The following is a 24,000-nucleotide window of genomic DNA, read 5'->3' as shown; positions in this document are numbered from 1 at the left end:
GGCCTTCCTCACCTGAGTGTGCCGTTCGTCATGCCGGCGGGCTCCTCAGGGAGCGCGACCAGCCCCAGGTCGGCGTGGGAGGCCATCAACGGGTGGTGCGGCACCACCCTGACGGTGTAGCCGAACGCGCCGGTGCGCTCCAGCGGCAGGACCCCCGAGTAATGGGCCTTGCCGTCGTCGCCGTTGCTGATCTCCTCCAACGTCAGATAGGAGGGGCTCAGCAGTTCGTCGTGCGCCCCGACCCGGCCGTAGGCGGCCTGGACCAGCACGTCACCGGGCGCCAGGTCACCCAGCGCGACCGTCGTGCGCAACTCCAGCGCGGCGCCCACCTCCGGAGTGTCGCCGATGCCGGAGGCCTCCACGTGCTCCACCCGCACGCCCGGCCACGCCTGGCTGACCCGCACGCACCAGGCGGCGAACGCCCGCGCCTGGCCGTACGCGTCGGACGACAACGCGCGGGCGGCGTGCGAGGCGGGCGTGTAGAGCGTGACCACGTAGTCGCGCAGCATGCGCCCGGCCAGGACCTTCGGCCCGAGCGTGGCCAGCGTGTGCTTGACCATCTCCAGCCAGCGCCGCGGCAGGCCGTCGGCCGCGCGGTCGTAGAAACGGTCGGCCACCTCGTGCTCGATCAGGTCGAGCAGCGCGCCGGACTCCAGATCGTCGCGCCGGTCGGGGTCGGTGACGCCGTCGGCGGTCGGGATCGCCCAGCCGTTGGTGCCGTCGAACCACTCGTCCCACCAGCCGTCGCGGATCGACAGGTTGAGCCCGCCGTTGAGCGCCGCCTTCATGCCCGAGGTGCCGCACGCCTCCAGCGGGCGCAGCGGGTTGTTCATCCACACGTCGCAGCCCTGCACCAGCAACTGGCCCAGGGCCATGTCGTAGTCGGGCAGGAAGACGATGCGGTGGCGCACGTCCTCCTCGTCGGCGAAGCGCACGATCTGCTGGATCAGCTTCTTGCCGCCCTCGTCGGCGGGGTGCGCCTTGCCCGCGATGACGATCTGCACGGGCCTGTCGGGGTCGAGCAGCAGCTCGCGCAGACGCTGCGGGTCGCGCAACATCAGGGTCAGCCGCTTGTAGGACGGCACCCGCCGCGCGAAACCGATCGTCAGCACCTCGGGATCGAGCGCGTCGTCCACCCAGCCGAGCTCGGCGTCCGAGGCGCCGCGGTCACGCCACGACCTGCGCAGCCGTACCCTGGCCGCCTCCACGAGCCGCCGGCGCAGCTTGCCGCGGATGCCCCAGATCTCGGCGTCGGAGATCTTCTGCACACCCTCCCAGCCCTGCGCCTTGTCGATGAGCGAGGGCAGCTCGCGCCCGGCCACCTCCATGATCTCGCGGCTCACCCAGGTGGGGGCGTGCACGCCGTTCGTGATCGAGCCGATCGGCACCTCGTCGAGGTCGAAGCCGGGCCACAGCGCCTGGAACATGCCGCGGCTGACGTCGCCGTGCAGCTCGGATACGCCGTTGACGCGCTGCGCCAGCCGCATGCCCATGTGCGCCATGTTGAAGCGGCCGGGATCCTCCTCGACGCCCAGTGCCAGGATGCGGTCGACCGGAACGGTCGGCCAGGCGTTGTCGCCGCCGAACTGCCGCTCGATCATCTCCCTCGGGAAGCGGTCGATGCCCGCGGGCACCGGGGTGTGCGTGGTGAACACCGTGCCGGCGCGCACCACCTCCAGCGCCTCGTCAAAACTCAGCCTCGACTCGGTCAGCTCGCGGATACGCTCCAGGCCCAGGAAGCCGGCGTGGCCCTCGTTGGTGTGGAACACCTCGGGCTCGGGATGCCCGCTGGCCGCGCAGTAGGCCCTGATCGCCCGCACGCCGCCGATGCCGAGCAGGAGCTCCTGCATCAGCCGGTGGTCGGTGCCGCCGCCGTACAGGCGGTCGGTCACGTCGCGCGCCGCCGAGTCGTTCTCCGCCACGTCGGAGTCGAGCAGCAGCAGCGGCACCCGGCCCACCTGCGCCACCCACACCTGCGCGTGCAGCGTGCGCCCTTCCGGCAGGCCGACGCGGATCTTGACGTCCTTCAGCAACGACAACGGCAGCCCGCCCGGGTCGAGCGACGGATAGTGCTCCAGCTGCCAGCCCTCGGGCGACAACGACTGCGTGAAGTATCCGTGCCGGTACAGCAGGCCCACGGCCAGGATCGGCACGCCCAGGTCGCTGGCGGCCTTCAGGTGGTCGCCCGCCAGGATGCCCAGGCCGCCGGAGTACTGCGGCAGCGCGGCCGCGATGCCGTATTCGGGCGAGAAGTAGGCGACGGCCTTGGCCGCGTCGGGCAGGCTCTGGTACCACTTCGGCGAGGTCAGGTAGTCGCGCAGGTCGTCGGCCGCGTCGGCCAGCCTCCGCTGGAAGCGGCGGTCCTGCGCCAGCTCGCGCAGCCGGGTCGGATCGACCGCGCCGAGCAGGGCCACGGGATCGTGGCCCACCTGCTCCCACAGGTCGGGATCGACCGAGGAGAACAGGTCGGTTGTCTCGGGATGCCACGACCAGCGCAAGTTGTGGACAAGCTCGCCGAGGGCGGCCAGCTCCGTGGGCAGGACGGTGCGGACGGTGAACCTGCGGATTGCTCTCACAATTAATGACCTTATGGCTACTCGGAGGACTCGCGTCTGTCTTTCACCGGCTGCCGCGCCCTCAAACACGACGGCGGGCGCATGAAGTTGGACGATTAGGGCAACTCACTCATATGTCTCAGCCCCTTGCTGTCCACATACAGGTGCAATGATCGTTGCGGCACGTACCAGCCTCGACCTGGAGAGCTCAGACACATGATCGGACGTATTCCCATCTCGGACATCCAGCCCGTCGTCGAGTGCGGGACCTGGCCCGCCAAGGCCGTCGCGGGCGAGACCTTCGAGATCTCCGCGACCGTGTACCGCGAGGGGCACGACGCGGTGGCGGCGGGGGTGGTGCTCGTGGCCCCCGACGGGGACAAACGGCGGCTCAAACCGATGAAGGAGCTGGCCCCCGGCACCGACCGATGGGCCGCCACGGTGTGCCTGCCCGACGAGGGTGACTGGCAGTTCCGGGTGGAGGCCTGGAGCGACCCGATCGGCACGTGGCTGCACGACGCCGGGATCAAGATCCCGCGCGGGCTCGACGTCGACCTGATGTGCGAGGAGGGCGCGCGGCTGTTCGAGCGGGCCGCGAAAGCCGTACGGCCCGCGGAGTGCCCCGCCGGGGCGGCGCCGGGCGGCGCCGGGGTGAAGGTCTCCAGCGCGATCCCCGGCGTGAAGGTCACCGCCAAGAAAGAGGCGTGCGGGCACCGGGCCGCCCTGCTGGCCGTCGCCTCCACGCTGCGCGACGACACGCTCGACCCGCGGGCCAGGCTCTCGGTGACGCAGCTGCCGGAGACGGCGAGGCTGCTGGAGGCGCATCCGCTGCGCGACCTGGCGACCAGGTCGAAGGCCTTCCGCCTGCGCGTGGATCGCCGCAGGGCCCTGTACGGCTCCTGGTACGAGTTCTTCCCGAGGTCGGAGGGGGCGATCGTCGACCCCGCGGGGGTGAACAAGTCGGGAGACTTCCAGACCGCGGCCAAGCGGCTGCCCGCCGTGGCCCGCATGGGCTTCGACGTCGTCTACCTGCCGCCGATCCACCCGATCGGCACCGCCCACCGCAAGGGCCCGAACAACACCCTGACCCCGGCCGAGGGCGACCCCGGCAGCCCCTGGGCCATCGGCAGCGAGGACGGCGGGCACGACGCGATCCACCCCGACCTGGGCACCATCGAGGACTTCGACGCCTTCGTCGGCAGGGCCAACGAGCTGGGCCTGGAGGTGGCGCTGGACTTCGCGCTGCAGTGCTCCCCCGACCACCCGTGGGTCAAGGAGCATCCCGAGTGGTTCAACATCAGGGCCGACGGGACGATCGCCTACGCGGAGAACCCTCCCAAGAAGTACCAGGACATCTACCCCCTCAACTTCGACAAGGATCCCGAGGGCATCTACACCGAGATCAGGCGGGTGCTGCGCCACTGGATGGAGCACGGGGTCAGGATCTTCCGGGTGGACAACCCGCACACCAAGCCGGTGAACTTCTGGGAGCGGCTGCTGGCCGACATCCACTCCACCGACCCGGATGTGATCTTCCTGAGCGAGGCCTTCACCAAGCCCGCGATGATGCGCGGACTGGCCAAGATCGGCTTCCACCAGTCGTACACGTACTACACCTGGAAGAACTCCAAGGAGGACGTGGAGTCGTATCTGGCGGAGCTGTCGGAGGAGACCTCCCACTACCTGCGGCCCAACCTGTTCGTCAACACGCCCGACATCCTCCACGAGTACCTGCAGCACGGCGGGGCGCCGGCCTTCAAGATCAGGGCGGTGCTGGCCGCGCTGACCGGGCCGAGCTGGGGGGTGTACGCGGGGTACGAGCTCGCGGAGAATGTGCCGGTTCGCCCCGGGAGCGAGGAATACCTCGATAGCGAGAAATATCAGTACAGACCGCGCGATTGGGAAGCAGCGGAACGAGAAGGCCGTAGTCTGGCCCCCTTCATCACTCACCTGAATTTGTTCCGAAGAGCCCACCCGGCGCTCCAAGAATTGCGTAATCTGAGGTTCCACAGGATCGACCAACCGGACATGGTCTGCTTTTCCAAGCGGCTGCCCGGCGCCTTCGACACGGCCACACGACGGCACGGACTGGGCGACGTTGTCCTCGCGGTCGTCAATCTTGATCCGCACCACACCCACGAGGCGACCGTGGAGCTGGACATGCCCGCTCTCGGTCTCGACTGGAACGCCGAGTTCGTCGTCGACGACGAGCTCTCCGGCGAGACCTTCCACTGGCGTCAGCACAACTACGTGCGTCTCGACCCCCACATCCACCCGGCTCACATCTTCACTGTGCGATCGGGCAATCGGTAGATCCGCACACAAACGATTCGGGGAGGCTTCGACGTGTCTGAAAGCGCTGAAACATGAACTCCGAGCCCATTCCCAACACTTTCGACGAAGAAGAACCGCGCGATCCCTACTGGTACAAACGCGCGGTCTTCTACGAGGTGCTCATCCGCGGGTTCAAGGACTCCAACGGCGACGGCACGGGCGACATCAAGGGCCTGATCAGCAAGCTCGACTACCTCGAGTGGCTCGGGGTGGACTGCCTGTGGCTGCTGCCGTTGTACGAGTCGCCGCTGCGTGACGGCGGGTACGACATCTCCGACTTCATGAAGATCCTGCCGGAGTTCGGAGACCTCGGCGACTTCGTGAAGCTGGTCGACGAGGCCCACAAGCGGGGCATGAGGGTCATCGCCGACCTGGTCATGAACCACACCAGCGACGCCCACCCGTGGTTCCAGGCCTCGCGTCACGACCCGACGGGCCCGTTCGGCGACTTCTACGTCTGGTCCGACAGCGACGAGCCCTACCAGGACGCCCGCATCATCTTCGTCGACACCGAGACGTCCAACTGGACCTACGACCCGGTGCGCCAGCAGTACTACTGGCACCGCTTCTTCCACCACCAGCCGGATCTCAACTACGAGAACCCGCAGGTGCAGGAGGCCATGCTGGAGGTCCTGCGGTTCTGGCTCGACCTGGGCATCGACGGGTTCCGCATGGACGCCATCCCCTACCTGTTCGAGGAGGAGGGCACCAACTGCGAGAACCTTCCCAGGACGCACGCCTACCTCAAGCGGGTGCGCGCCGAGGTCGACCGGCTCTACCCCGACAGGGTGCTGCTCGCCGAGGCCAACCAGTGGCCCAGCGACGTGGTGGAGTACTTCGGCGACCCGGTGACCGGCGGCGACGAGTGCCACATGGCCTTCCACTTCCCGCTGATGCCGCGCATCTTCATGGCCGTCAGAAGGGAATCGCGCTACCCCATCTCCGAAATCCTCGCGCAGACGCCGAAAATTCCGGAGAACTGCCAGTGGGGCATCTTCCTCCGCAACCATGACGAGCTCACCCTCGAAATGGTCACCGACGAAGAGCGCGACTACATGTACACGGAATACGCCAAAGACCCCAGGATGCGGGCCAATGTCGGCATCCGCAGAAGGCTCGCCCCGCTCCTGGAGAACGACCGCAACCAGATCGAGCTCTTCACCGCCCTGCTGCTCAGCCTCCCCGGCTCACCCGTCCTGTACTACGGCGACGAGATCGGCATGGGCGACAACATCTGGCTGGGCGACCGCGACGGCGTGCGCACCCCCATGCAGTGGACCCCCGACCGCAACGCGGGCTTCTCCGACTGCGACCCCGGCCGCCTCTACCTGCCGACGATCATGGACCCGATCTACGGCTACCAGGGGCTCAACGTCGAGGCGCAGCAGAAGAACGGCGGCTCGCTCCTGCACTGGACCAAGCGGATGATCGACATCCGCAAGCGTCACCCGGTCTTCGGCCTGGGCGAGTTCACCGAGCTCAACTCCAGCAACCCGAGCGTGCTGGCGTTCGTGCGCGAGCTGGGCGACGACCGTATCCTGTGCGTCAACAATCTCAGCCGCTTTCCCCAGCCCGTCGAGCTGGACCTGCGGAGATTCGTCGGCGTGGCGCCTGTCGAGACGATGGGCGGTGTTCCTTTCCCACCGATTGGCGAACTTCCGTATCTTTTGACGCTTCCTGGGCATGGGTTCTACTGGTTCACCCTTCCGCCTCCACAGACGGAGTAGCCAATGCTCGAGGACACCCTTGCCAGCTGGATCACGCACCAACGATGGTTCGCTGGCAAGGGCCGTCCTATAGACACTCTCCGCATCGAATCGGACACATCGCTGCCCGGCCTGCGCCATCTCGTCATCGCCGTGCAGCAGAGCGGCGTCACCGACCGCTACCAGCTGCTCCTGGGCCACAGCGACCACCTGCCCGACCGGCTCAGGCACGCCCACATCGCCGACGGCCTCTACGACGCGCTCCACGACTTCGAGGTCACCGGGGTGCTCCTGGAGCTGATGGCCTCGGGCACCACCTTCGGCCCGATCCGCTTCCGCCACCTGCCCGGCACCGCCATCGACACCTCGCTGCGCAGCCTGGTGCTCGGGGCCGAGCAGTCCAACACCTCCCTGGTGTACGGCGAGGCCTACATCTGCAAGCTCTTCCGCCGCCTCATCCCCGGCACCAATCCCGAGCTGGAGATCGTCTCCGCCCTGGCAGCGCGCGGCGCCAAGCACATCGCCCAGCCGTACGGATGGATCGAGACCGACCTCGACGACCAGCCCACGACGCTGGCGATCATGCAGGAGTTCCTGCCGACCGCCAACGACGGCTGGGACCTGGCCCTGGCCAGCGTGCGCGACCTGTACGGCGCGATGCCCGACATGGCCGCGGCGGAGGCCGGCGGCGACTTCTCCGCCGAGGCCTGCCGGCTGGGCCTGGCCACGGCCGAGGTGCACCGCGAGCTGGCCGAGGCCTTCCCGACGGACGTGGTGGAGCCGCCCGAGGTCAAGCGCATGGTGGAGGCCTTCAGGCGCAACCTCGAACGGGTGGTCGCCGAGGTGCCCGAGCTGGCGCCGCACGCACCCGTCGTGGAAGCGGCCTTCCACCGCGTGGAGGAGGTCACCGGCGCGGTGCCGGTGCAGCGTGTGCACGGTGACTACCATCTGGGCCAGGTGATGCGCACCACCACCGACTGGATCATCCTCGACTTCGAGGGCGAGCCGGGCCAGCCGCTGGCCGAGCGCCGCGCGCTGGCCTCGCCGCTGCGGGACGTGGCCGGCATGCTGCGCTCCTTCGACTACGCCGCCCGTCACCTGCTCCTGGACCACTCTCGCGCCGAGGAACTGGAGGAGCGTGCCGCCGGATGGACCGCCCACAACCGGGAGGCCTTCCTCGACGGCTACGTGCGCGGCGGCGGGAGCTTCACCGAGACCGACGCCGCGCTGCTGCAGGCTCTGGAGTACGGCAAGGCCGTGTACGAGGTGGGCTACGAGTCGCGCAACCGGCCCGGCTGGCTGCCGATCCCGCTGGCCGCGTTCACTCGTTGAACGTCACCTCGGGGTACTCCGGCGACTCCCGCTCCAGCAGGCTCTCCGACCTGCCGCGCAGATGCCGGTCCAGGAAGGCCGTGACGTAGGCGCGGGTGAGCTCGACGGCGCGCTCGGCGCCCAGGGTGCTTGCCTGCTTGACCCCGAGCGCGCCGCCCATGAGCATCGAGTCGGTGAACGACTGATGCTCGCCCCCGGTGAAGGTCAGCCAGCGTTTCCACCCGGTGAGCCGCTTCCAGTCGCGATCCCACGAGGTGTCGCGGCCGCCCGGCACGTGCTGGGGGTTGCCGAGGAACATGAACGGCCTCGGCAGGCCGGTCTTGGGGATGCGGGCGTAGGTGGTGCCGTCCATGTTGATCCCGGCGCGCACGCGCGGGTCCTTCACCATGGCGGCCACCGCGGAGCCGCCGCCGAGCGACTGGCCGACCATGGCGATCCTGGCGGGGTCGATGAGCTCGGAGCCCTTCCACCCGGTGCCGGTGAGCTGGTCGAGCACGAAGGAGACGTCGCTCGCCCGCGACTGGACCACCCGCGACTGGAAGCCGAAGTCGGTGTCGAAGTCGCAGGCGACGCACTCGGCGACGCTCCCGTCGGCCAGCGTGGTCGCGTAGCTCTCGTAGGTGTGGTCGATCCCGGCGACGACATAGCCCTGGCTGGCCAGCTCCTCGGCCAGCGAGGTGAGGGTGGCGACCGGCTTGGTCCAGCCGGGCGACAACACCACGAGCGGCAGGCCGCGCCGTTCTCCTGCCGGCTCGGCGTCCTCGACGGAGTTCGTCTCGGTCTTGCTGAGGATGTCGTACGGAGCGCTGGTCGTCACCCTGCCGCCCTTCAGCAGCAGCTCGGACTCCTTGGCCGACATGTACGGCGCGCGCTCGCCCTCCGCGCTCGCCGCCGGGTACCACAGGGTGACCCGCAGCCGCCTGGCCTCGGCCTGCGGCTCCCACGGATCGGGCCGGGAGGTGTCGTCGAGGAACAGGACGGTGCTGCCCACGGCGGAGCCGCCGGTGGGCGCCGGGAGAACCATCACGCCGGTCGGAACGGGCGCCGCCGACGGGGTCGCCGCGGCGCGGGGCGGGGCGGGGGCGGTGCAGGCCGACAGGGCGGACACGGCGGCGACGGCCAGCCCCGCGGCCCCCGCCCGGATCGAGGAGTGCTTCATGACGAGCTCCCAAGCAACGACAGGGCCTTGTCCAGCGCCGGGTCGCGCCCGGCGGCGACGTCGGCGGCGGTCAGCGGGAGATGGACGTCGGGCGCGACGCCGACCTCGTCGATCTCCTCGCGGTGCACGCCGAGGTGGTGGGTCGTCGGGAGCTGCAGCAGGGTCCCGTTGCCCAGGAGGTACGGCTTGGGCAGCCCGAAGACCACGCCGCCGGTCCGCGTGCCGACCAGCTTGCCCACGCCGAGCGCCTGCGCGGCCGAGCTGAAGTGCTCGCAGGCCGAGACGCAGCCACGGTCGGTGAGCACGACGAGGGGCAGGTCGAGCGGGGCCACGCTGTCGTCGGTCTTGGCCGGCCTGCAGGTGCCGTCGGGCGAGCAGTGGTGGCCGGTGACCTTGCCGCGCGCGAAGGCGCCGAGCAGCCGGTTCACCTCCTCCTCGCGTCCGCCGGTGTTGCCGCGCATGTCCAGCACCAGGCCCTTGAGCGGGCGCTGCGAGCCCAGGCGTGACAGCACGCGGAAGATCCGGTCGGCGACCTGGGGCGCGAACCCCGTCACCTTGAGATAGGCGACGTCGCCCAGCCGCTTGGAGGTCACCCCTTGGAGCAGGGCCAGGTCGGGCTGGAACAGGCCGGGCCGCAGCTCCACGCTCCAGCGGCGTCCCGTCGGCTCCCGCAGCAGCTGGAGCCTGACCGGGCGGGCCTCCGGGTATCGCGGGTAGACCTGCTTGATCGCGGAGGTCAGCCGGCCGCCGACGAACGGGGACTCCCCGTTGACCGCCTCGATGACGTCGCCGGGGCGCAGTCCCGCCTTCTCGGCCGCTCCGCCCAGCACGGTGGTGACGAACAGCGGGCCGAGCGCGCCGCCGAGGTCGTTGCCCGCCTGCAGGGAGGTGACGTTCGTCAGCAGGCCCAGGCTGTACATGTCGCCGTTGTGGAAGTCGGGATGGCGCGGCGGGTCGTCGTGGATCCAGGTGGTGTGGTTGGTGCTCAGGCTGGCGAGCATGGCCTCGAGGGTGACGACGGCCAGCTTCTCGTCCACGTCGTCGGGAAGCCGGTCGGTGATCTTGCGGAAGGTCGCCTCGAACGCCTGCCAGTCCTTCCAGCGGTCGCCCTGCAGCGGGGGCATGACGGCCGCCGCCAGGTCGCGGCCGGAGCGGGAGAGCTCCTGAGTCAGGGCGATGAAGCCGTCGGTCAGCATCTGTCCGGCGTCCACCGTCGCGCCCTTGTAGTGGTGGGCGAAGACGCAGTAGTAGGCCTCCTCGACCACGTCGATGGTGGCGGGCGTCTCGGCGGGGACCGGCGGCTCCGGCGGCTTGCAGGTCGACATGGCGGCCGCCTCGGCCGTCGAGGTGGTGCCTTCGCTGCGTGGCGGCGCCGGTGCCGTACAGGCCGCAGCGAGCAGCAGGGCGAGCCCGGCCGCCGCGGCCCTCGGCCTCACGACGACCGCCTGCGGACCCACCAGAAGCACAACCAGGTCAGCGCGATGGTCAGCGCGGCGTAGATGCCGGTCTCGATCCCCTGGAAGAGCCAGAAGGAGCGGGTGGGGTGGTAGGTCGCGGCCTGGCGGTAGCCCAGCCGGTTGAGTTCGGCGAAGCAGGTGGCCATGGGGTCGCCCTGGCCGGCCTGCGACGGCGACGGTGGGGTGCAGGCCCGATCGCCGTCGGGAGTGAGCGGGATGACCTCGCCGGCGGCCAGCGCGCGTCCCTTGGCGTCCATCAGGTGGCTGGTCAGCACCCAGGCGCCCGCGTCGGTGGGGATCTGGTCGCGCATCTTCAGTTCGATGCCGCCGGGGTCGCGGCTGAATCCTTCGACGTTGCCGCCGCTGAGCGCGACGTTGGCGCTGATGGGGGCCTGGAAGTGCGGGCGGACCAGCATGGGCATGGCGAGCTGGACGCCGACGAAGATCAGCAGCGTGACGGCCATGGCGGGCAGCGTGCGGCCGATGAGCAGCCCCGTGGTGATCCCCAGGACGAGCGCGAAGCCCGCGTACGCCATGGGGACGATGCCGCGCGCGTCGAACACCAGCGGGCTCATCAGCGCCCAGCCGTCGGCGGCCGACTTGTCCAGGGGGTCGGACCACCAGGTCACCGCGAGCCCGAGCAGGCAGGTGGCGGCCATGACGGTCAGGCCGATGACCACCAGCTTGACCGCCAGCCAGCGGCTGCGGGTGACGCTCTGGTTCCACACCAGCAGGTGGGTGCCGTTCTCCAGCTCCCGGGTGATCAGCGGCGCGCCCCAGAAGAAGCCGATCAGGGCGGGCAGGACCAGGACGACCAGGGTCACGCCCAGGAACGGTTGCTGGTAGCCGTCGAAGAAGTCGTTGTAGAAGCGGTCGCAGAAGCCGTTGGCCAGGCAGTTGCTCAGGCCCTTGGAGTATTCGGCGGCCATGCGGGGCCCGGTCAGGACCAGGACCAGGCCGACCAGGGCGAGCACCGCGCCCATGAGCGCGGCCGAGCCGCGGAACTGACGCCAGGTGAGCCAGATCATCGCTGGACCTCCAGGGTGGGGCCCGCGTGGACGTGGCCGGGGGTGGCCATGTAGGCCAGGACCAGGTCCTCCAGCGTGAGCTGGGTGACCGCCCACGAGGGGTCGTGGATGGGCGAGCCGGTACGGATCACGAAGGTGCTCTGCCGGTCGGTGTGGGTCGCGGAGACCACGTGCTGGTCCGAGGGCAGGTGGTCGCGGCGCGGCCCGGTGAGCCGGTGGTGGGTGGCCAGCAGCTTGTCGACCTCGCCCGCGACCTGGACCCTCGATCCGATCAGCACGATCAGGTAGTCGCAGGTGCGTTCCAGGTCGGAGACCAGGTGCGAGGAGAGCACGACGCTGAAGTCGTGGTCGACGACGGCCTCCATGAGTCCTTGCAGGAACTCGCGGCGGGCCAGCGGGTCGAGCGAGGCCACGGGCTCGTCGAGGATCAGCAGCTCCGGCCGCTTGGCCAGGCCGAGGGTGAGGGCCAGCTGGGCGCGCTGGCCGCCCGACAGCTTGCCCGCGCGCTGCCTGGGGTCGAGGCCGAGCCTGGCGATGCGGTCGCGGGCCAGCCCGGCGTCCCATCCCGGGTTGAGCCTGGCTCCCAGCCGCAGGTGCTCCTCGACGCTCAGCCCGGAGTAGGCGGGGGTGTCCTGGGCGACGAATCCGACCTTGGCCAGCTGGGAGGCGCTGCCGTCGGGCTGGCCGCCCAGCACGGTCAGGCAGCCCTCGCTCGGGGCGAGCTGGCCGGCCGCCAGCTTCAGGAGTGTGGTCTTGCCCGCTCCGTTGGGCCCCACCAGGCCGACGACGTGACCGGCGGGGATCTCGAGACTGCAATCACGCAGCGCCCAGCGCCTGCCGTACCGCTTGCCCAGGTCCTGGGCGACTAATACCGAGTTCACGCTATGTCCTCCTGAGCGCCGGCCCGAAAGGTGGTCGTGAAGAGAGCCTCGATGCTTTCGTCGTCGAGCCCCGCGCTCCGGGCCTTGGCCATCCACCGCTCCAGCTCCCTGCGCAGCGGGGCGTGGGCGGACAGGCTGGTGTCGGTCAGGGTGCGGGTGACGAAGGTCCCCAGACCTGGGCGCGCGGCGATCAGCCCGTCGTGTTCAAGCTCCCGGTAGGCCTTGAGGACCGTGTTGGGGTTGATCGCGAGCTGGGCCACCACCTCCTTGACGGTGGGCAGCTGGTCGCCCTCGCGCAGCAGCCCGAGCCGCAGCGCGTGCCGTACCTGCTGCTTGAGCTGCATGTACGGCGAGACTCCCGATCTGCCGTCCAGGTGGAACCGGATCATGGGCTTTCTCCATTTATCTAATGTCCTAGTACATTAGGACCGTAGATATATGGCGGCTGTTAGCGCAAGCCCGCCTCGTGAGCGGTCCTTACGGCCCAGGCGGAGACGGCCAGGGTCGTGACCGCTCCCAGGACCTGGTTCAGCCAGCCGACGGAGGACGACGGGTCGTCGGGCAGCAGACCCAGGATCACGGCCGCCGCGCCACCCACGATGGCCAGCACGGAGGTCAGCAGCGTCCAGCGCTGCTCCCACACCTGTAGCAGGCCCACCGCGGGCCACCACAACGCGGTGACCACGACGGCCCAGTCGGGCACCGTGAGGTTCGGCAAGAGCAGCGTGGCCCCCGGCACCAGCCACAGCAGGCCGAGCGCCAGCACGATCAGGCGCAGCCACTGGGGCGCCCGGTCGAGCACCACGTAGACCAGGATCGCCGCCACCACGCCGAGGGCCTCGGCGAGCCAGTACACCGGCGGAAGGAACAGGCCGACCATGCGGCCGAAGATCTGCCCGCCCGCGTAGATGTACAGCACCCAGCGCAGGGCGCGCGCCGCGCCGGACAGGGCGACCGGACGGGCGCCCAAGGGACCGCGCCCGACCACCCACATCAGCCACGACTGGAGCAGCCCGGCCGCGAGCAGCGCGGCCACGGCCAGCGGGGCGTTGCCGTCCGTCAGCGGCGAGGCCACGGCCAGCGAGCCCAGCGGCTCGGTGACGATGATCAACAGGATGCCGGTGAGCTCTCCGGGCATCAGCGCGACGAGCGCGCTCAGCAGGACGACGGCGAGATAGACGCCGGAGACGGCCGCGGCGGCGACCCCGTGGGGGTAGCGGGAGAGGAAACGCACGCTCCACCCTAGCCACCTCCTCGGCATAGACCGCTTCTAGCTGCGAAAATGCGGATTTCTCCGCCCCACGTCAGCCCATATGGCTACTCTTCGTAGGCATTCTGGAACGATGAGTGAAGGAGCGGTCATGCGGCGCAGCTGGGTACTGGCCGGTGCGACCCTGAGCGCGGCGGTGGTGGCGGGCACGACCATGTTCCTGTCCGGCGGCGAGCCGCAGGCGTCCCAGGTCCGGAGGCAGCCGCCTCCCGCCCCTGGCGACCCGCTCAGCCAGGACGAGATCCGCCGGGCCACCGAGGTCGCCACCGCCTCCTCACGCGCCCACATGGCCTCGGGACGGATCGAGCTGCTCTACGTCGAGCGCGACGACGACAAGGCGGAGGACGAGCGGCGGGCCGAGGCCTACCTGTACGACTACGCCGACGACGCGCTCATCGTGCGGACCGTCGACCTGGCCGAGGGCAAGGTCGTGGAGGAGTCCAAGGGCAGGGGCGTGCAGCCGCCGCCCTCCAAGCGCGAGGAACTGCGTGCCGCCGAGCTGCTGCTGGCCCATCCCAAGCTCGGCAAGGGGGTGCGGTCGGAATACAGGAAGGCGGCGGGCAGGCAGTTGCGCACCGCGGCCGACCTGCAGCTGCGCGGGCTGATCTACCGCGACGCCGGCGCGTGCCGTACCCATCGGTGCGTCCGCCTGTTCGTCCGGCTGCCCGATGGGCGCTTCCTCGACACCAGCCGCATCGTCATCGACCTGTCCGCCAAGAAGGTTCAGACCCTGGAGTGGTGACTTGTTCGTCCACCTCTTACTGGCGGGCTCGCTCGCCGCTTCCGACGTACCTCTCGCCCGTACGGCGGCGCCCGCCCAACCGTGCAGCGCCCCCTACCTCGTCGACGAGCAGTTGCCCAACGGCGCCCGCTGGAGGCTGTGCTGGGAGATGCGCACGATCGAGGGGCTGACCGTGGGCCGGGTCGCCTACACCCCGCCCGGGCACAAGCAGGTCGGGGTGCTGCGCAGCGGCGCGCTGGCGCAGATCCACGTGCCCTACGACAGCGGCGAGCCGCGCTACCACGACATCGGCTCGCTCGGCTCGGCGGCGGTCGCGCTGACCGAGGCCGACTGCCCTGGCGGCGAGCGGCGCGGGCAGTACGCGTGCGTGCTCACCCGGGCACGTGGGCACGCCTACCTCAAGGACGGCTACGGCGACCCGGCCGAGCGCAGATCGGCCCAGGGCCGGGAGCTCGTCGTGCTGTCGGCCTACCAGGTGGGGTGGTACACCTACATCGCCGAGTGGATCTTCGGGGACGACGGGTCGATCACGCCGCGCGTCGGGGCGACCGGGTCGCTGGCCGGCACCACCACGGCGCCCAAGCACGGCTGGCCCATCGGGGTGGGGCGCAAACACTTCGAGGAGTCGCACAGCCACAACATCTTCTGGCGCATGGACTTCGACATCGGCGGCAAGGCGCGGGACGTGGTGGAGCAATACGACTTCTCCGGAAATCGCACGAAGAAGCGCTCGCTGATCCGTACACCCCTGCTCCGCGAGACCAAGGCACTCAACCGGCGTATGCGCTGGTGGCGCGTCGTCGACCCGCGCGTGCGCAACGCCGACGGCCACGCGGTCTCCTGGGAGATCAACAACTCCGACAGCGCGGAGTACCGGGGACCCTCGGACGAGGCCTTCACACACTCCGACCTGTACGTGACCCAGTACCGGGCCTGCGAGCGGCTGGCCACGATGAACCCGCTGCCCAAGTGCCGCGACTCGGTCGACGCCTACGCGGGCAAGGAGCGGGTCACGGACCCGGTGTTGTGGGTCAACGTCGGCTTCCACCACGTGGCGCGCGACGAGGACGCCGACCCGATGCCGGTGCACTGGCAGGGCTTCCGCGTCACGCCCAGGGATGTGACGGCCCACAATCCCGCCGCCTCGGCGGGTCCCTCGTGACTTCGAGCACCACTGTGCCGTAGATCATGGGTTGACGGGTGGATGGACCGCGGCGAGTGGGGCAGGGTTGAGGACATGCCGGTGAAAACGGAGCTCGAGCGCCTCGCTGGCGGGGCACACCACGATCCGCACTCGCTCCTCGGAGCCCACCCCGGTCCCGCCGGGGTGACCTTCAGGACGCTCAGACCGATGGCCGAGCAGGTGACGCTGGTCCTCGACGACGGCACGCGTCACCCGATGCCCCACGCCGCCTACGGGGTGTTCGAGACCACCCTCGCGTCTCTGGACAAGGCGCCGGGATACCGGCTCGAGATCACCTATCCCGGCGCCGAGCCGCACCTGGTCATGGACCCCTACCGGCACTGGCCCACGCTGGGCGAGGTCGACCTGCACCTGATCGGCGAGGGCCGCCACGAGCGGCTGTGGGAGGCGCTCGGCGCCCGGGTGATGCACCACGAGGACGTCGACGGCACCGCGTTCACCGTGTGGGCGCCCAACGCGCGCGGCGTGCGCGTGGTGGGCGACTTCAACCACTGGAACACCGGCTTCCCGATGCGCTCGCTCGGCAGGTCGGGCGTCTGGGAGCTGTTCATCCCCGGGCTCGGGCCGGGCGAGCGCTACAAGTTCCAGATCCTCGGCGTCGACGGCGTCTGGCGCGACAAGGCCGACCCCATGGCCAGGCGCACCGAGGTGCCTCCGCTGACCGCCTCGGTCGTGGAGGCCACGTCCTACGAGTGGGGCGACGCCGACTGGATGGAGGACCGGGCGGCACGGCAGGCGCAACGCGGGCCGATGAGCGCCTACGAGGTGCACCTGGGCTCCTGGCGCCCCGGCCTGTCCTACGCGGAGCTGGCCGAGCAGCTCGTGGAGTACGTCGTCGACCTGGGCTTCACGCACGTGGAGTTCCTGCCGGTCGCCGAGCACCCCTTCGGCGGCTCCTGGGGCTACCAGGTGACCTCCTACTACGCGCCGACGGCCCGGTTCGGCACCCCCGACGAGTTCCGCCACCTGGTCGACCGGCTGCACCAGGCGGGCATCGGGGTGCTGCTCGACTGGGTGCCCGCCCACTTCCCGATGGACGAGTGGGCGCTGGCGCGCTTCGACGGCACGCCGCTGTACGAGCACGCCGACCCCGCGCGCGGCGAGCACCCCGACTGGGGCACCTACGTCTTCGACTTCGGCCGCCGCGAGGTGCGCAACTTCCTGGTCGCCAACGCGGCCTACTGGCTGCAGGAGTTCCACGTCGACGGGCTGCGCGTCGACGCGGTGGCCTCGATGCTCTACCTCGACTACTCCCGGCGCGAAGGAGAGTGGACTCCCAACGCGCACGGCGGGCGGGAGAACCTCGACGCGGTGGAGTTCCTGAAAGAGATGAACGCCCTGGCCTACCAGCACTCCCCCGGCATCTCCACGATCGCCGAGGAGTCGACCGCGTGGCCCGGGGTGTCGCGACCCGTCTACCTGGGCGGGCTCGGCTTCGGGTTCAAGTGGAACATGGGCTGGATGCACGACACCCTGGCCTACCTGCGCCACGAGCCGGTCTTCCGCCAGTACCACCACCATCAGATGACCTTCTCGCTCATGTACGCCTACAGCGAGAACTTCGTGCTGCCGCTCTCCCACGACGAGGTCGTCCACGGCAAGGGCTCGCTGCTGGGCAAGATGCCGGGCGACGAGTGGCAGCGTTTCGCCCAGCTGCGCGCGCTGTTCGCCTTCATGTGGGCGCATCCGGGCAAGCAGCTGCTGTTCATGGGCGGCGAGTTCGGCCAGGGCTCGGAGTGGTCGGAGGAGCGCGGGCTCGACTGGTGGGTGCTGGAGTTCGAGGGGCACCAGGGCGTGCAGCGGCTGGTGCGCGACCTCAACCACGTCTACCGCGAGACGCCCGCCCTGTGGGAGCAGGACGTCGTACCCGAGGGATTCCGCTGGATCGACGCCGACGACGCGCCCGGCAACACCTTCTCGTTCCTGCGCTACGCCGCCGACGGTTCCGCCGTGGCGTGCGTGGTGAACTTCAGCGGGACGCCGCACGACGACTACCGCGTCGGCCTGCCGTACGGCGGGCAGTGGGAGGAGGCGCTCAACACCGACGCCTACGACTACGCGGGCAGCGGTGTGGGCAACCTGGGGTCGGTGGAGGCCGGCGACCAGTCCTGGCACGGTCTGCCGTACTCGGCGGTGCTGCGTGTCCCCCCGCTCGGGGCGGTGTGGCTGAGGAGCCCTCACAGCGACTCCACGGGATCACCCGCCTAGGCGTGCCCGTGATATGGCTCTAAACTCCGAGATCACCCCCCACTCGGAGGACCTGTGCGACTTCGACTGCTGCTGGCGAGCCTGCTGGCCGGGCTGACCCTGCCCGCCGTACCCGCTCTCGCCTCCCCCGTCGACCCCAAGATCGAAGAGGGACTGGGCTCCGGCGAGGTCCGCGTCATCGTCGAGCTGAGCGACCCGTCGGCCACCTCCGAGGTGGCCGCGGCCTCACCCGCCGACGTGATCCTGCAGCAGGCCGTGGCCCAGCCGTACCTCGTGGTCGAAGGCGACGGCTCCGAGCTCGCCGAGCTGGCCGCCGACCCCCGGGTGACACGCATCAGGCGCGACCGCGCCTTCCCGCCGTCGGCGTTGTCGACGCTGCCCGTCATCGGCGCCGACAAGGCCCACGCCGCCGGCTTCACCGGCCAGGGCCAGGCCATCGCCGTCCTCGACACCGGCATCGACCGCGACCACCCCGCCTTCACCGGACGCATCGCCGGCGAGGCGTGCTTCTCCGCCACCGACGGCGGCGCCGAGTCGTTGTGCCCCAACGGGCAGGCCAGCATGATCGGCGAGGGCGCCGCCGACGTCGAGACGGCCGCCTGCGCCGGCGGGATCTGCGACCACGGCAGCCACGTCGCGGGCATCGCCGCCGCCGTCGCGCCGGGCGCGAGCATCGTGCCCGTCCAGGTCTTCAGCCGCCACAGCTCGCCCGACGTCTGCGGCGACCAGCCGCCCTGCGTCATGGCCTACGAGTCGTCGCTGCTCCAGGCCCTCGACTACGTCAACGGGCTGCAGCTCGGCGTCGCCGCCGTCAACCTCAGCCTCGGCGGCGAACTGTTCAACGGGCCCTGCGACGACGAGGTCTTCAAGCCCAAGATCGACACGCTGCTCGCGCGCGGCACCGCCACCGTCGTCGCCGCCGGCAACGAGACCTTCGACGGCGTGTCCTTCCCCGGCTGCGTCTCCTCCGCGGTCACCGTCGGCGCCACCGACAACTCCTCCGAGCTCGCGTCGTTCTCCAACCGCGGCCCGCTGGTCGACCTGCTCGCCCCCGGCGTCGAGGTCGAGTCGGCCGTGCCCGACGACCTCACCGCCGTCCACAGCGGCACTTCCATGGCCACGCCCCACGTCGCGGGCGCCCTGGCCGTGCTCAAGGCCCGCTCTCCGTCGGCCGACACCAACAGCCTGGTGGAGTCGCTCAAGCAGTACGGCCTGCCCGTGACGTACACCCTGGAGGGCGGCGGCTCCCACACGACGCCCCGCCTGGACGTCAACGCGGCCATCACCGGCGTCGCGCCCACCCCCGCGCCCAGCGGCCCCTCCCCTGAACCCCAACCCCAGCCGGACCCTGACCCTGACCCTGACCCTGACCCGGACCCCGAGCCCGAGCCTGAGCCGTCCGAAACCGACGACCCGACGCCGGTGCCGCTGCCCACCATCACCGTGACCGTCACGGTCACCGTCACCCCGTCGCCGGTCATCGCCGCCCCGGTCTGCGCGCGCGGCACCTCGACCACCCGCCTGACCTCGTCGCAGTGGGCCAACGAGATCCACCGCGCACGGGGGACGATGAGCGACGCCACCCTGACGTGCTACCTGCGGCTGGTACAGAAGGCGAGCAAGGTCTTCCCCGAGCTGACCAAGGCCTCGACGCTGGGGACGGCGTACCGCGTGCTCAAGGCCGGCAAGACGGCCAAGCAGCGGACGGATCGGGCACTGCTGACGGGGTGGCTGAACTGGGCCAACGGACAGGGCTCGACGGGGCCGCTGACGTCGACGGAGAAGGCGCGACTCAAGGCCAACTGACAGCGGGCCGTTTCCGGATCGTCAGATATCCGGATAACGGTGCCATCTCATATCGCCAGTCACAGGAATGTGATCACTACACTCCTGCCTCATAGTTCACTAACGGGGAATTTCCGGCGTTGGCCGGTCGGTGGACGACAGCGGGGGCTTCCAGCCATTTGTCGTTCCGTGATGCCACTCGACGGTGCCGCCATGCGCGCACCGGACTTCTCCATGCCTCCCCCTCGACCCTGGAGTTGTAGTGAGATTTCGGAAAGTCCTGGCGGGTGCCGCGGCCCTCGCCGCGGCCTCGATCGTCCTGGTGACGGCGCCCGCCGCCCAGGCGACGACGGTCGACCCACCGCAGATCGAGCCCGGCGTCGCCGCCAAGATCGCCAGTGGCAAGACGGTTCGCGTGCTGGTCCAGGTCGACACCGCCAGTCAGGCCGGCACGGTCGCCAGCAGCGTGGACGCCTCCTCCAAGACCACTAAGATCGTCGAAGACCCCGACTCCACGAATTACTTCGTCGCCGTCGTCGACGATGAGGGCCTCGCGGCCCTCAAGAAGGACGAGCGCGTCGCCACGGTGATCGAGGACAAGCTCCTCCCGCCGACCCTGGCCACCAGCATCGGCATCATCGGTGCCGACAAGGCGCACGCCGCCGGCTTCACCGGCAAGGGCCAGACGGTCGCCGTCATCGACACGGGCGTCGACACCGACCACCCGTTCCTGGCCGGCCGCATCGCCGCCGAGGCCTGCTTCTCGACCACCTACGCGCCGGACAACGCGGCGTCCCTGTGCCCGAACGGCACGGACGAGCAGATCGGCGCCGGCTCCGCCAACGCCGAGAGCGCCGCCTGCCTGAGCGCCAACGGCAACATCTGCTCGCACGGTTCGCACGTCGCTGGCATCGCCGCGGGCAAGAAGACCAATGGTGCTCCCGCGAACGGTGTCGCGCCCGACGCCAAGATCATCGCCATCCAGGTCTTCAGCCGCATCAACTCGCAGAGCCAGTGCGCGGAGTTCGGCGGCAGCGCCCCGTGCGTGCTCTTCTACTACTCCGCCCTCCAGCGCGCCCTCGGCTACGTGGCCACGCTCAACGGGGTGGCCGCGGCCAACATGAGCCTCGGCGGCGGGCAGTACTCCGCCAACTGCAACTCCACCCAGATCGGCGCGATCTTCAAGCCGCTGTTCGACACGCTCGTCAGCCGCGGGACCGCCCCGGTCGTCTCCGCCGGCAACGACGCCTACACCAACGCCGTCGGCTTCCCCGGCTGCATCTCCTCCGCCGTCACCGTCGGCGCGACGGACAAGTCGGACGCCATCGCCCCGTACTCGAACCGCGGCCCGCTGCTCGACGTGTTCGCTCCCGGTTCCGCGATCGACTCCTCGGTTCCCGATGACGCCTACGACTCCTACTACGGCACCTCGATGGCCGCCCCGCACGTGGCCGGCGCCTTCGCCGTCCTCAAGGAGGCCATCCCCGGCGCGAGCATCGACACGCTGCTGACCAAGCTCAAGACCACCGGCAAGCCGATCAGGTACGGCCAGGTCACCACCCCGCGGATCGACCTGTTCAAGGCGCTGCCGCCCAAGCCGGACCCGTCGGCCTCGCCCACCGCCTCGCCCACGGTCACGCCGACCAGCACCCCGACCTCGACCCCCACGTCGACGCCGACCAGCACTCCCACGAGCAAGCCGACCCCCACCCCGACGGTCACGACTCCCACGCCGACGCCGACTCCGAGCCACACGCCGACCTACGACCCGGTGATCATCGACACCGACCCTGAGCCGGTTCCGGCCATCTGCAAGCGCGGCGCGGGCACCAAGCCGCTGACCTCCCGCGGCTGGGCCACCGAGATGCTCAAGAACAAGGGCAGCCTCAGCGACCAGACCCTGATCTGCTACCTGTCGATCGCCCAGAACGGCAGCGGCGTCTTCCCCGAGGCGACCAAGGCCGACACCCTCAGCCGGGCCTACAAGGTGCTCAACCCGCGCAGCAAGAGCACCCGGTCGCTGCTCGACAGCCAGCTGCTGGCCGCGTGGCTGAACTACGCGCACGGCGTCTACAACGGCTCCGCCAAGGTGCACGGCAAGACCACCTTCGCCAAGGCGATCGCCATCGCCGAGAAGCACCGCAAGAGCGGCACCGCCGCTCAGGTCAAGAAGGTGACCACCTACCTGGCCAAGCACGTCAACAGCTAGTCGCCAAGCGAAAGGCCGGCCCGTCGGGCCGGCCTTTCGTGTGTCCGGGGCGGCGATCAGTAACGGTCACATAGCGTCTCGTCATTCACAGAATTCACATCACTACACTTGCCCCCCATACGTTGCTGAAGACGACATCGGGGGCTCTCCAGCCATCGTGCGTCTTCCTCCGCCATTCCCCCCAACGGAGGATTCGTGAGATTCCGGTCTCTGCTAGCCGGTGCCACCGTGCTGGCAGCCATGTCCGTCGCCCTTGTGGCGGGCCCTGTCGCCGCGGTCACCGACCCGGCCGCCAAGATCGGGCCCGAGCTCAAGGGCCCCGGGACCCACCGCGCGCTCGTCACCCTGAGCACTCCCGCGGGCGTCGATGCGGCCGCTCAGGCGGCCGAGGCGACCTCCGCGGGGACCGATGTCCTCAAGGCGCCCGAGCTCGTCCGGGCCAGGTCGGACTTCTTCGTCCAGCACGGCACCTACGAGGAACTGCTGAAGACCGCCGCGCGCACGGATGTGGAGAGCATCAGGCTCGACCGTGCCCACCCGCCCGGGCTCGTCCGCAGCATCCCGCTGATCGGTGCGGACAGGGCTCGCTCGGCCGGGTACAGCGGCGAGGGAACCGCCGTCGTCGTCCTGGACACCGGCATCGACACCGACCACCCCGCCTTCAGCGGGCGCATCGTCGACGCCGCGTGCTTCTCCGCCGTCAGCGCGGAGTACTCCGCCACCAGCCTGTGCCCGAACGGCGCTCCCTTCCAGCTCGGCCCCGGCGCCGCGGACGTGGAGATCGACGCGTGCACCAAGGAGGTCTCCTCGTCCACGGCCTGGGCAGGCACGCTGTGCTACCACGGCACTCACGTGGCCGGAATCGCCGCGGGGTCCCCGTTCATGTCCACGCGGGTCGACGCCTCGGGCAAGCCCGTCGCCATGGTGGGCGCGGGCGTCGCCCCCGAGGCCAAGATCATTCCGGTGCAGGTCTTCAGCAAGCTCACCGACCCCGCCATCTGCGGCGGCGTGAAGAACACCCCCTGCGCCCTGGCCTTCGACTCGGCGATCATGACCGGCATGCTCTACACCGAGCTCCTCGCCGGCAAGCACAACATCGCTTCCGTCAACCTCAGCCTCGGTGGCGGCGGCTACACCACCGACTGCGACACCGGTGACGGAGCGGAGTTCAAGGCCGTCACCGACAGGCTCCTGGCCAAGGGCGTCGCGACCGTCGTCGCCTCGGGCAACGAAGGGCTGGCGGCCGCCGTCTCCTGGCCCGCGTGCGTCTCCACCACCGTGGCGGTCGGCTCGACGGACGTGGCGCACTCCGGGGCGGGCACCAACACCGACGACGTGTCCGACTTCAGCAACCGCGGCAAGCAGCTCGACCTGTTCGCTCCCGGCTGGCCGATCTTCTCGGCCATCCCCGACGACAGCGATGCCGGAATCGGCGGCACATCCATGGCGGCCCCGCACGTCGCGGGCGCCTTCGCGGTGATGAAGCAGAAGACGGGCGGCAGCGTCGGCGCCATCCTGTCCCTGCTCAAGCAGGCGGGTAAGCCGATCACCTACCAGAGCGGCGAAACGTCGGTCACGACGCCGCGGCTCGACCTGGCGCCGTTCTTCCCCGCCCCGACGCAGACGCCGACTGCCACGCCCACCCCGTCGGACAAGGGCGCACAGCACGAGCCTGTCCACCCGCCGGTGGTCATCGACAGCGGTACCAGCTACGAGGGGATCGCCAGCCCGCAGGACGGTGGCGCCACCGAGCCCGCGTGCAAGCGCGGCAAGGGCAAGAACTCCCTGACCGCCGCCGAGTGGGCCAAGTGGCTGAAGACGGGCAAGGCCGCGACGGTCGCGTGCTACCTGTCCATCGCGGACAAGAGCAGCAAGATCTTCTCCGAGGTCGCCGACGCGAGGACCGCCGCCAAGGCCTACCGCGTGCTCAAGGGCAAGAACGCCCTCGACCGTGAGCTCCTGGCCGCCTGGTTGAACTACGCCCACGGCGTATACAACCTCTCGGCCAAGGTCAGCGGGAAGACGACCTTCGTCAAGGCCGTCGGCGTCGGTGAGAAGCACCGCAAGAGCGGCACCGCCGCCCAGGTCAAGAAGGCGGCGGCCTACCTGGCCAAGCACGTGAACAAGTAG

General features: G+C 69.9%; 16 protein-coding genes. 9 read left to right on the top strand and 7 right to left on the bottom strand.

Annotated elements, in window-relative coordinates; all coding sequences use genetic code 11:
- Positions 1-8 precede the first annotated feature (8 nt).
- Complete coding sequence (gene glgP / locus ACIBH1_RS17755) at positions 9-2,576, bottom strand: alpha-glucan family phosphorylase (RefSeq protein ID WP_397314840.1); 2,568 nt, start codon at positions 2,574-2,576, stop codon at positions 9-11.
- A 195-nt stretch (positions 2,577-2,771) separates the two neighbouring features.
- Here glgP and ACIBH1_RS17750 point away from each other — a divergent pair, with 195 nt between their 5' ends.
- The 3 genes from ACIBH1_RS17750 to ACIBH1_RS17740 are packed head-to-tail and all read left to right on the top strand — an operon-like array spanning position 2,772 to position 7,927.
- Positions 2,772-4,868 (top strand): alpha-1,4-glucan--maltose-1-phosphate maltosyltransferase, encoded by a 2,097-nt coding sequence (locus tag ACIBH1_RS17750; RefSeq protein WP_397314839.1) that lies wholly within the window; start codon positions 2,772-2,774, stop codon positions 4,866-4,868.
- 53 nt (positions 4,869-4,921) lie between these two features.
- Positions 4,922-6,616 (top strand): maltose alpha-D-glucosyltransferase, encoded by a 1,695-nt coding sequence (gene treS, locus ACIBH1_RS17745; RefSeq protein WP_181612872.1) that lies wholly within the window; start codon positions 4,922-4,924, stop codon positions 6,614-6,616.
- 3 nt (positions 6,617-6,619) lie between these two features.
- The gene (locus ACIBH1_RS17740; protein WP_397314838.1) at positions 6,620-7,927 is read left to right on the top strand and encodes a phosphotransferase; all 1,308 of its coding nucleotides are present in this window, start codon (positions 6,620-6,622) and stop codon (positions 7,925-7,927) included.
- Here the strand turns inward: ACIBH1_RS17740 and ACIBH1_RS17735 are convergent.
- The 6 genes from ACIBH1_RS17735 to ACIBH1_RS17710 are packed head-to-tail and all read right to left on the bottom strand — an operon-like array spanning position 7,917 to position 13,686.
- Entirely contained in the window at positions 7,917-9,086 is a 1,170-nt protein-coding gene (locus tag ACIBH1_RS17735; protein ID WP_397314837.1) for an alpha/beta hydrolase family protein, read from the bottom strand. The genes ACIBH1_RS17740 and ACIBH1_RS17735 overlap by 11 nt on opposite strands.
- Positions 9,083-10,522, bottom strand: coding sequence for a S41 family peptidase (locus ACIBH1_RS17730; RefSeq protein ID WP_397314836.1), 1,440 nt, complete (start codon positions 10,520-10,522; stop codon positions 9,083-9,085). The genes ACIBH1_RS17735 and ACIBH1_RS17730 overlap by 4 nt, the downstream gene beginning before the upstream one ends.
- Positions 10,519-11,571, bottom strand: coding sequence for an ABC transporter permease (locus ACIBH1_RS17725; protein ID WP_397314835.1), 1,053 nt, complete (start codon positions 11,569-11,571; stop codon positions 10,519-10,521). The genes ACIBH1_RS17730 and ACIBH1_RS17725 overlap by 4 nt, the downstream gene beginning before the upstream one ends.
- On the bottom strand, positions 11,568-12,452 hold the full coding sequence (locus tag ACIBH1_RS17720) for an ABC transporter ATP-binding protein (RefSeq protein ID WP_397314834.1): 885 nt from the start codon (positions 12,450-12,452) through the stop codon (positions 11,568-11,570). Before ACIBH1_RS17720 ends, ACIBH1_RS17725 begins: the two co-directional genes overlap by 4 nt.
- On the bottom strand, positions 12,449-12,841 hold the full coding sequence (locus ACIBH1_RS17715; RefSeq protein WP_397314833.1) for a GntR family transcriptional regulator: 393 nt from the start codon (positions 12,839-12,841) through the stop codon (positions 12,449-12,451). Before ACIBH1_RS17715 ends, ACIBH1_RS17720 begins: the two co-directional genes overlap by 4 nt.
- Positions 12,842-12,900: 59 nt before the next feature.
- Positions 12,901-13,686: a hypothetical protein gene (locus ACIBH1_RS17710; protein WP_397314832.1), complete on the bottom strand. Its 786-nt coding sequence runs from the start codon at positions 13,684-13,686 to the stop codon at positions 12,901-12,903.
- 127 nt (positions 13,687-13,813) lie between these two features.
- On the opposite strand from ACIBH1_RS17710, the gene ACIBH1_RS17705 reads away from it, so the two are divergent.
- The 6 genes from ACIBH1_RS17705 to ACIBH1_RS17680 all read left to right on the top strand — a co-directional run bounded on the left by ACIBH1_RS17705 (position 13,814) and on the right by ACIBH1_RS17680 (position 24,000).
- Entirely contained in the window at positions 13,814-14,464 is a 651-nt protein-coding gene (locus ACIBH1_RS17705; protein ID WP_397314831.1) for a hypothetical protein, read from the top strand.
- Between the two features lies 1 nt (position 14,465).
- Entirely contained in the window at positions 14,466-15,626 is a 1,161-nt protein-coding gene (locus tag ACIBH1_RS17700) for a copper amine oxidase (protein WP_397314830.1), read from the top strand.
- Between the two features lie 75 nt (positions 15,627-15,701).
- The gene (gene glgB, locus ACIBH1_RS17695) at positions 15,702-17,876 is read left to right on the top strand and encodes a 1,4-alpha-glucan branching protein GlgB (RefSeq protein WP_397314829.1); all 2,175 of its coding nucleotides are present in this window, start codon (positions 15,702-15,704) and stop codon (positions 17,874-17,876) included.
- A 54-nt stretch (positions 17,877-17,930) separates the two neighbouring features.
- Positions 17,931-19,682 carry a S8 family peptidase gene (locus ACIBH1_RS17690; RefSeq protein ID WP_397314828.1) on the top strand — a complete coding sequence of 584 codons (1,752 nt, stop codon included), beginning with the start codon at positions 17,931-17,933 and terminating at the stop codon, positions 19,680-19,682.
- Between the two features lie 241 nt (positions 19,683-19,923).
- Entirely contained in the window at positions 19,924-21,870 is a 1,947-nt protein-coding gene (locus ACIBH1_RS17685) for a S8 family peptidase (RefSeq protein ID WP_397314827.1), read from the top strand.
- 240 nt (positions 21,871-22,110) lie between these two features.
- Complete coding sequence (locus ACIBH1_RS17680; protein WP_397314826.1) at positions 22,111-24,000, top strand: S8 family peptidase; 1,890 nt, start codon at positions 22,111-22,113, stop codon at positions 23,998-24,000.

Origin of the sequence: Nonomuraea sp. NPDC050663 (genome assembly GCF_044456985.1) — a bacterium.
In the GTDB taxonomy this organism is placed as follows: domain Bacteria; phylum Actinomycetota; class Actinomycetes; order Streptosporangiales; family Streptosporangiaceae; genus Nonomuraea.
This window is presented reverse-complemented; position numbering and strand designations above follow the sequence as displayed.

Excerpts from the sequence above, each read along its gene's own strand:
- ACIBH1_RS17680 (WP_397314826.1), top strand. The coding sequence starts at position 22,111 with ATGTCCGTCGCCCTTGTGGCGGGCCCTGTCGCCGCGGTCACCGACCCG.
- ACIBH1_RS17740 (WP_397314838.1), top strand. The coding sequence starts at position 6,620 with ATGCTCGAGGACACCCTTGCCAGCTGGATCACGCACCAACGATGGTTC.
- ACIBH1_RS17735 (WP_397314837.1), bottom strand. The coding sequence starts at position 9,086 with ATGAAGCACTCCTCGATCCGGGCGGGGGCCGCGGGGCTGGCCGTCGCC.
- ACIBH1_RS17705 (WP_397314831.1), top strand. The coding sequence starts at position 13,814 with ATGCGGCGCAGCTGGGTACTGGCCGGTGCGACCCTGAGCGCGGCGGTG.
- ACIBH1_RS17725 (WP_397314835.1), bottom strand. The coding sequence starts at position 11,571 with ATGATCTGGCTCACCTGGCGTCAGTTCCGCGGCTCGGCCGCGCTCATG.
- glgB (WP_397314829.1), top strand. The coding sequence starts at position 15,702 with ATGCCGGTGAAAACGGAGCTCGAGCGCCTCGCTGGCGGGGCACACCAC.
- treS (WP_181612872.1), top strand. The coding sequence starts at position 4,922 with ATGAACTCCGAGCCCATTCCCAACACTTTCGACGAAGAAGAACCGCGC.
- ACIBH1_RS17715 (WP_397314833.1), bottom strand. The coding sequence starts at position 12,841 with ATGATCCGGTTCCACCTGGACGGCAGATCGGGAGTCTCGCCGTACATG.
- ACIBH1_RS17750 (WP_397314839.1), top strand. The coding sequence starts at position 2,772 with ATGATCGGACGTATTCCCATCTCGGACATCCAGCCCGTCGTCGAGTGC.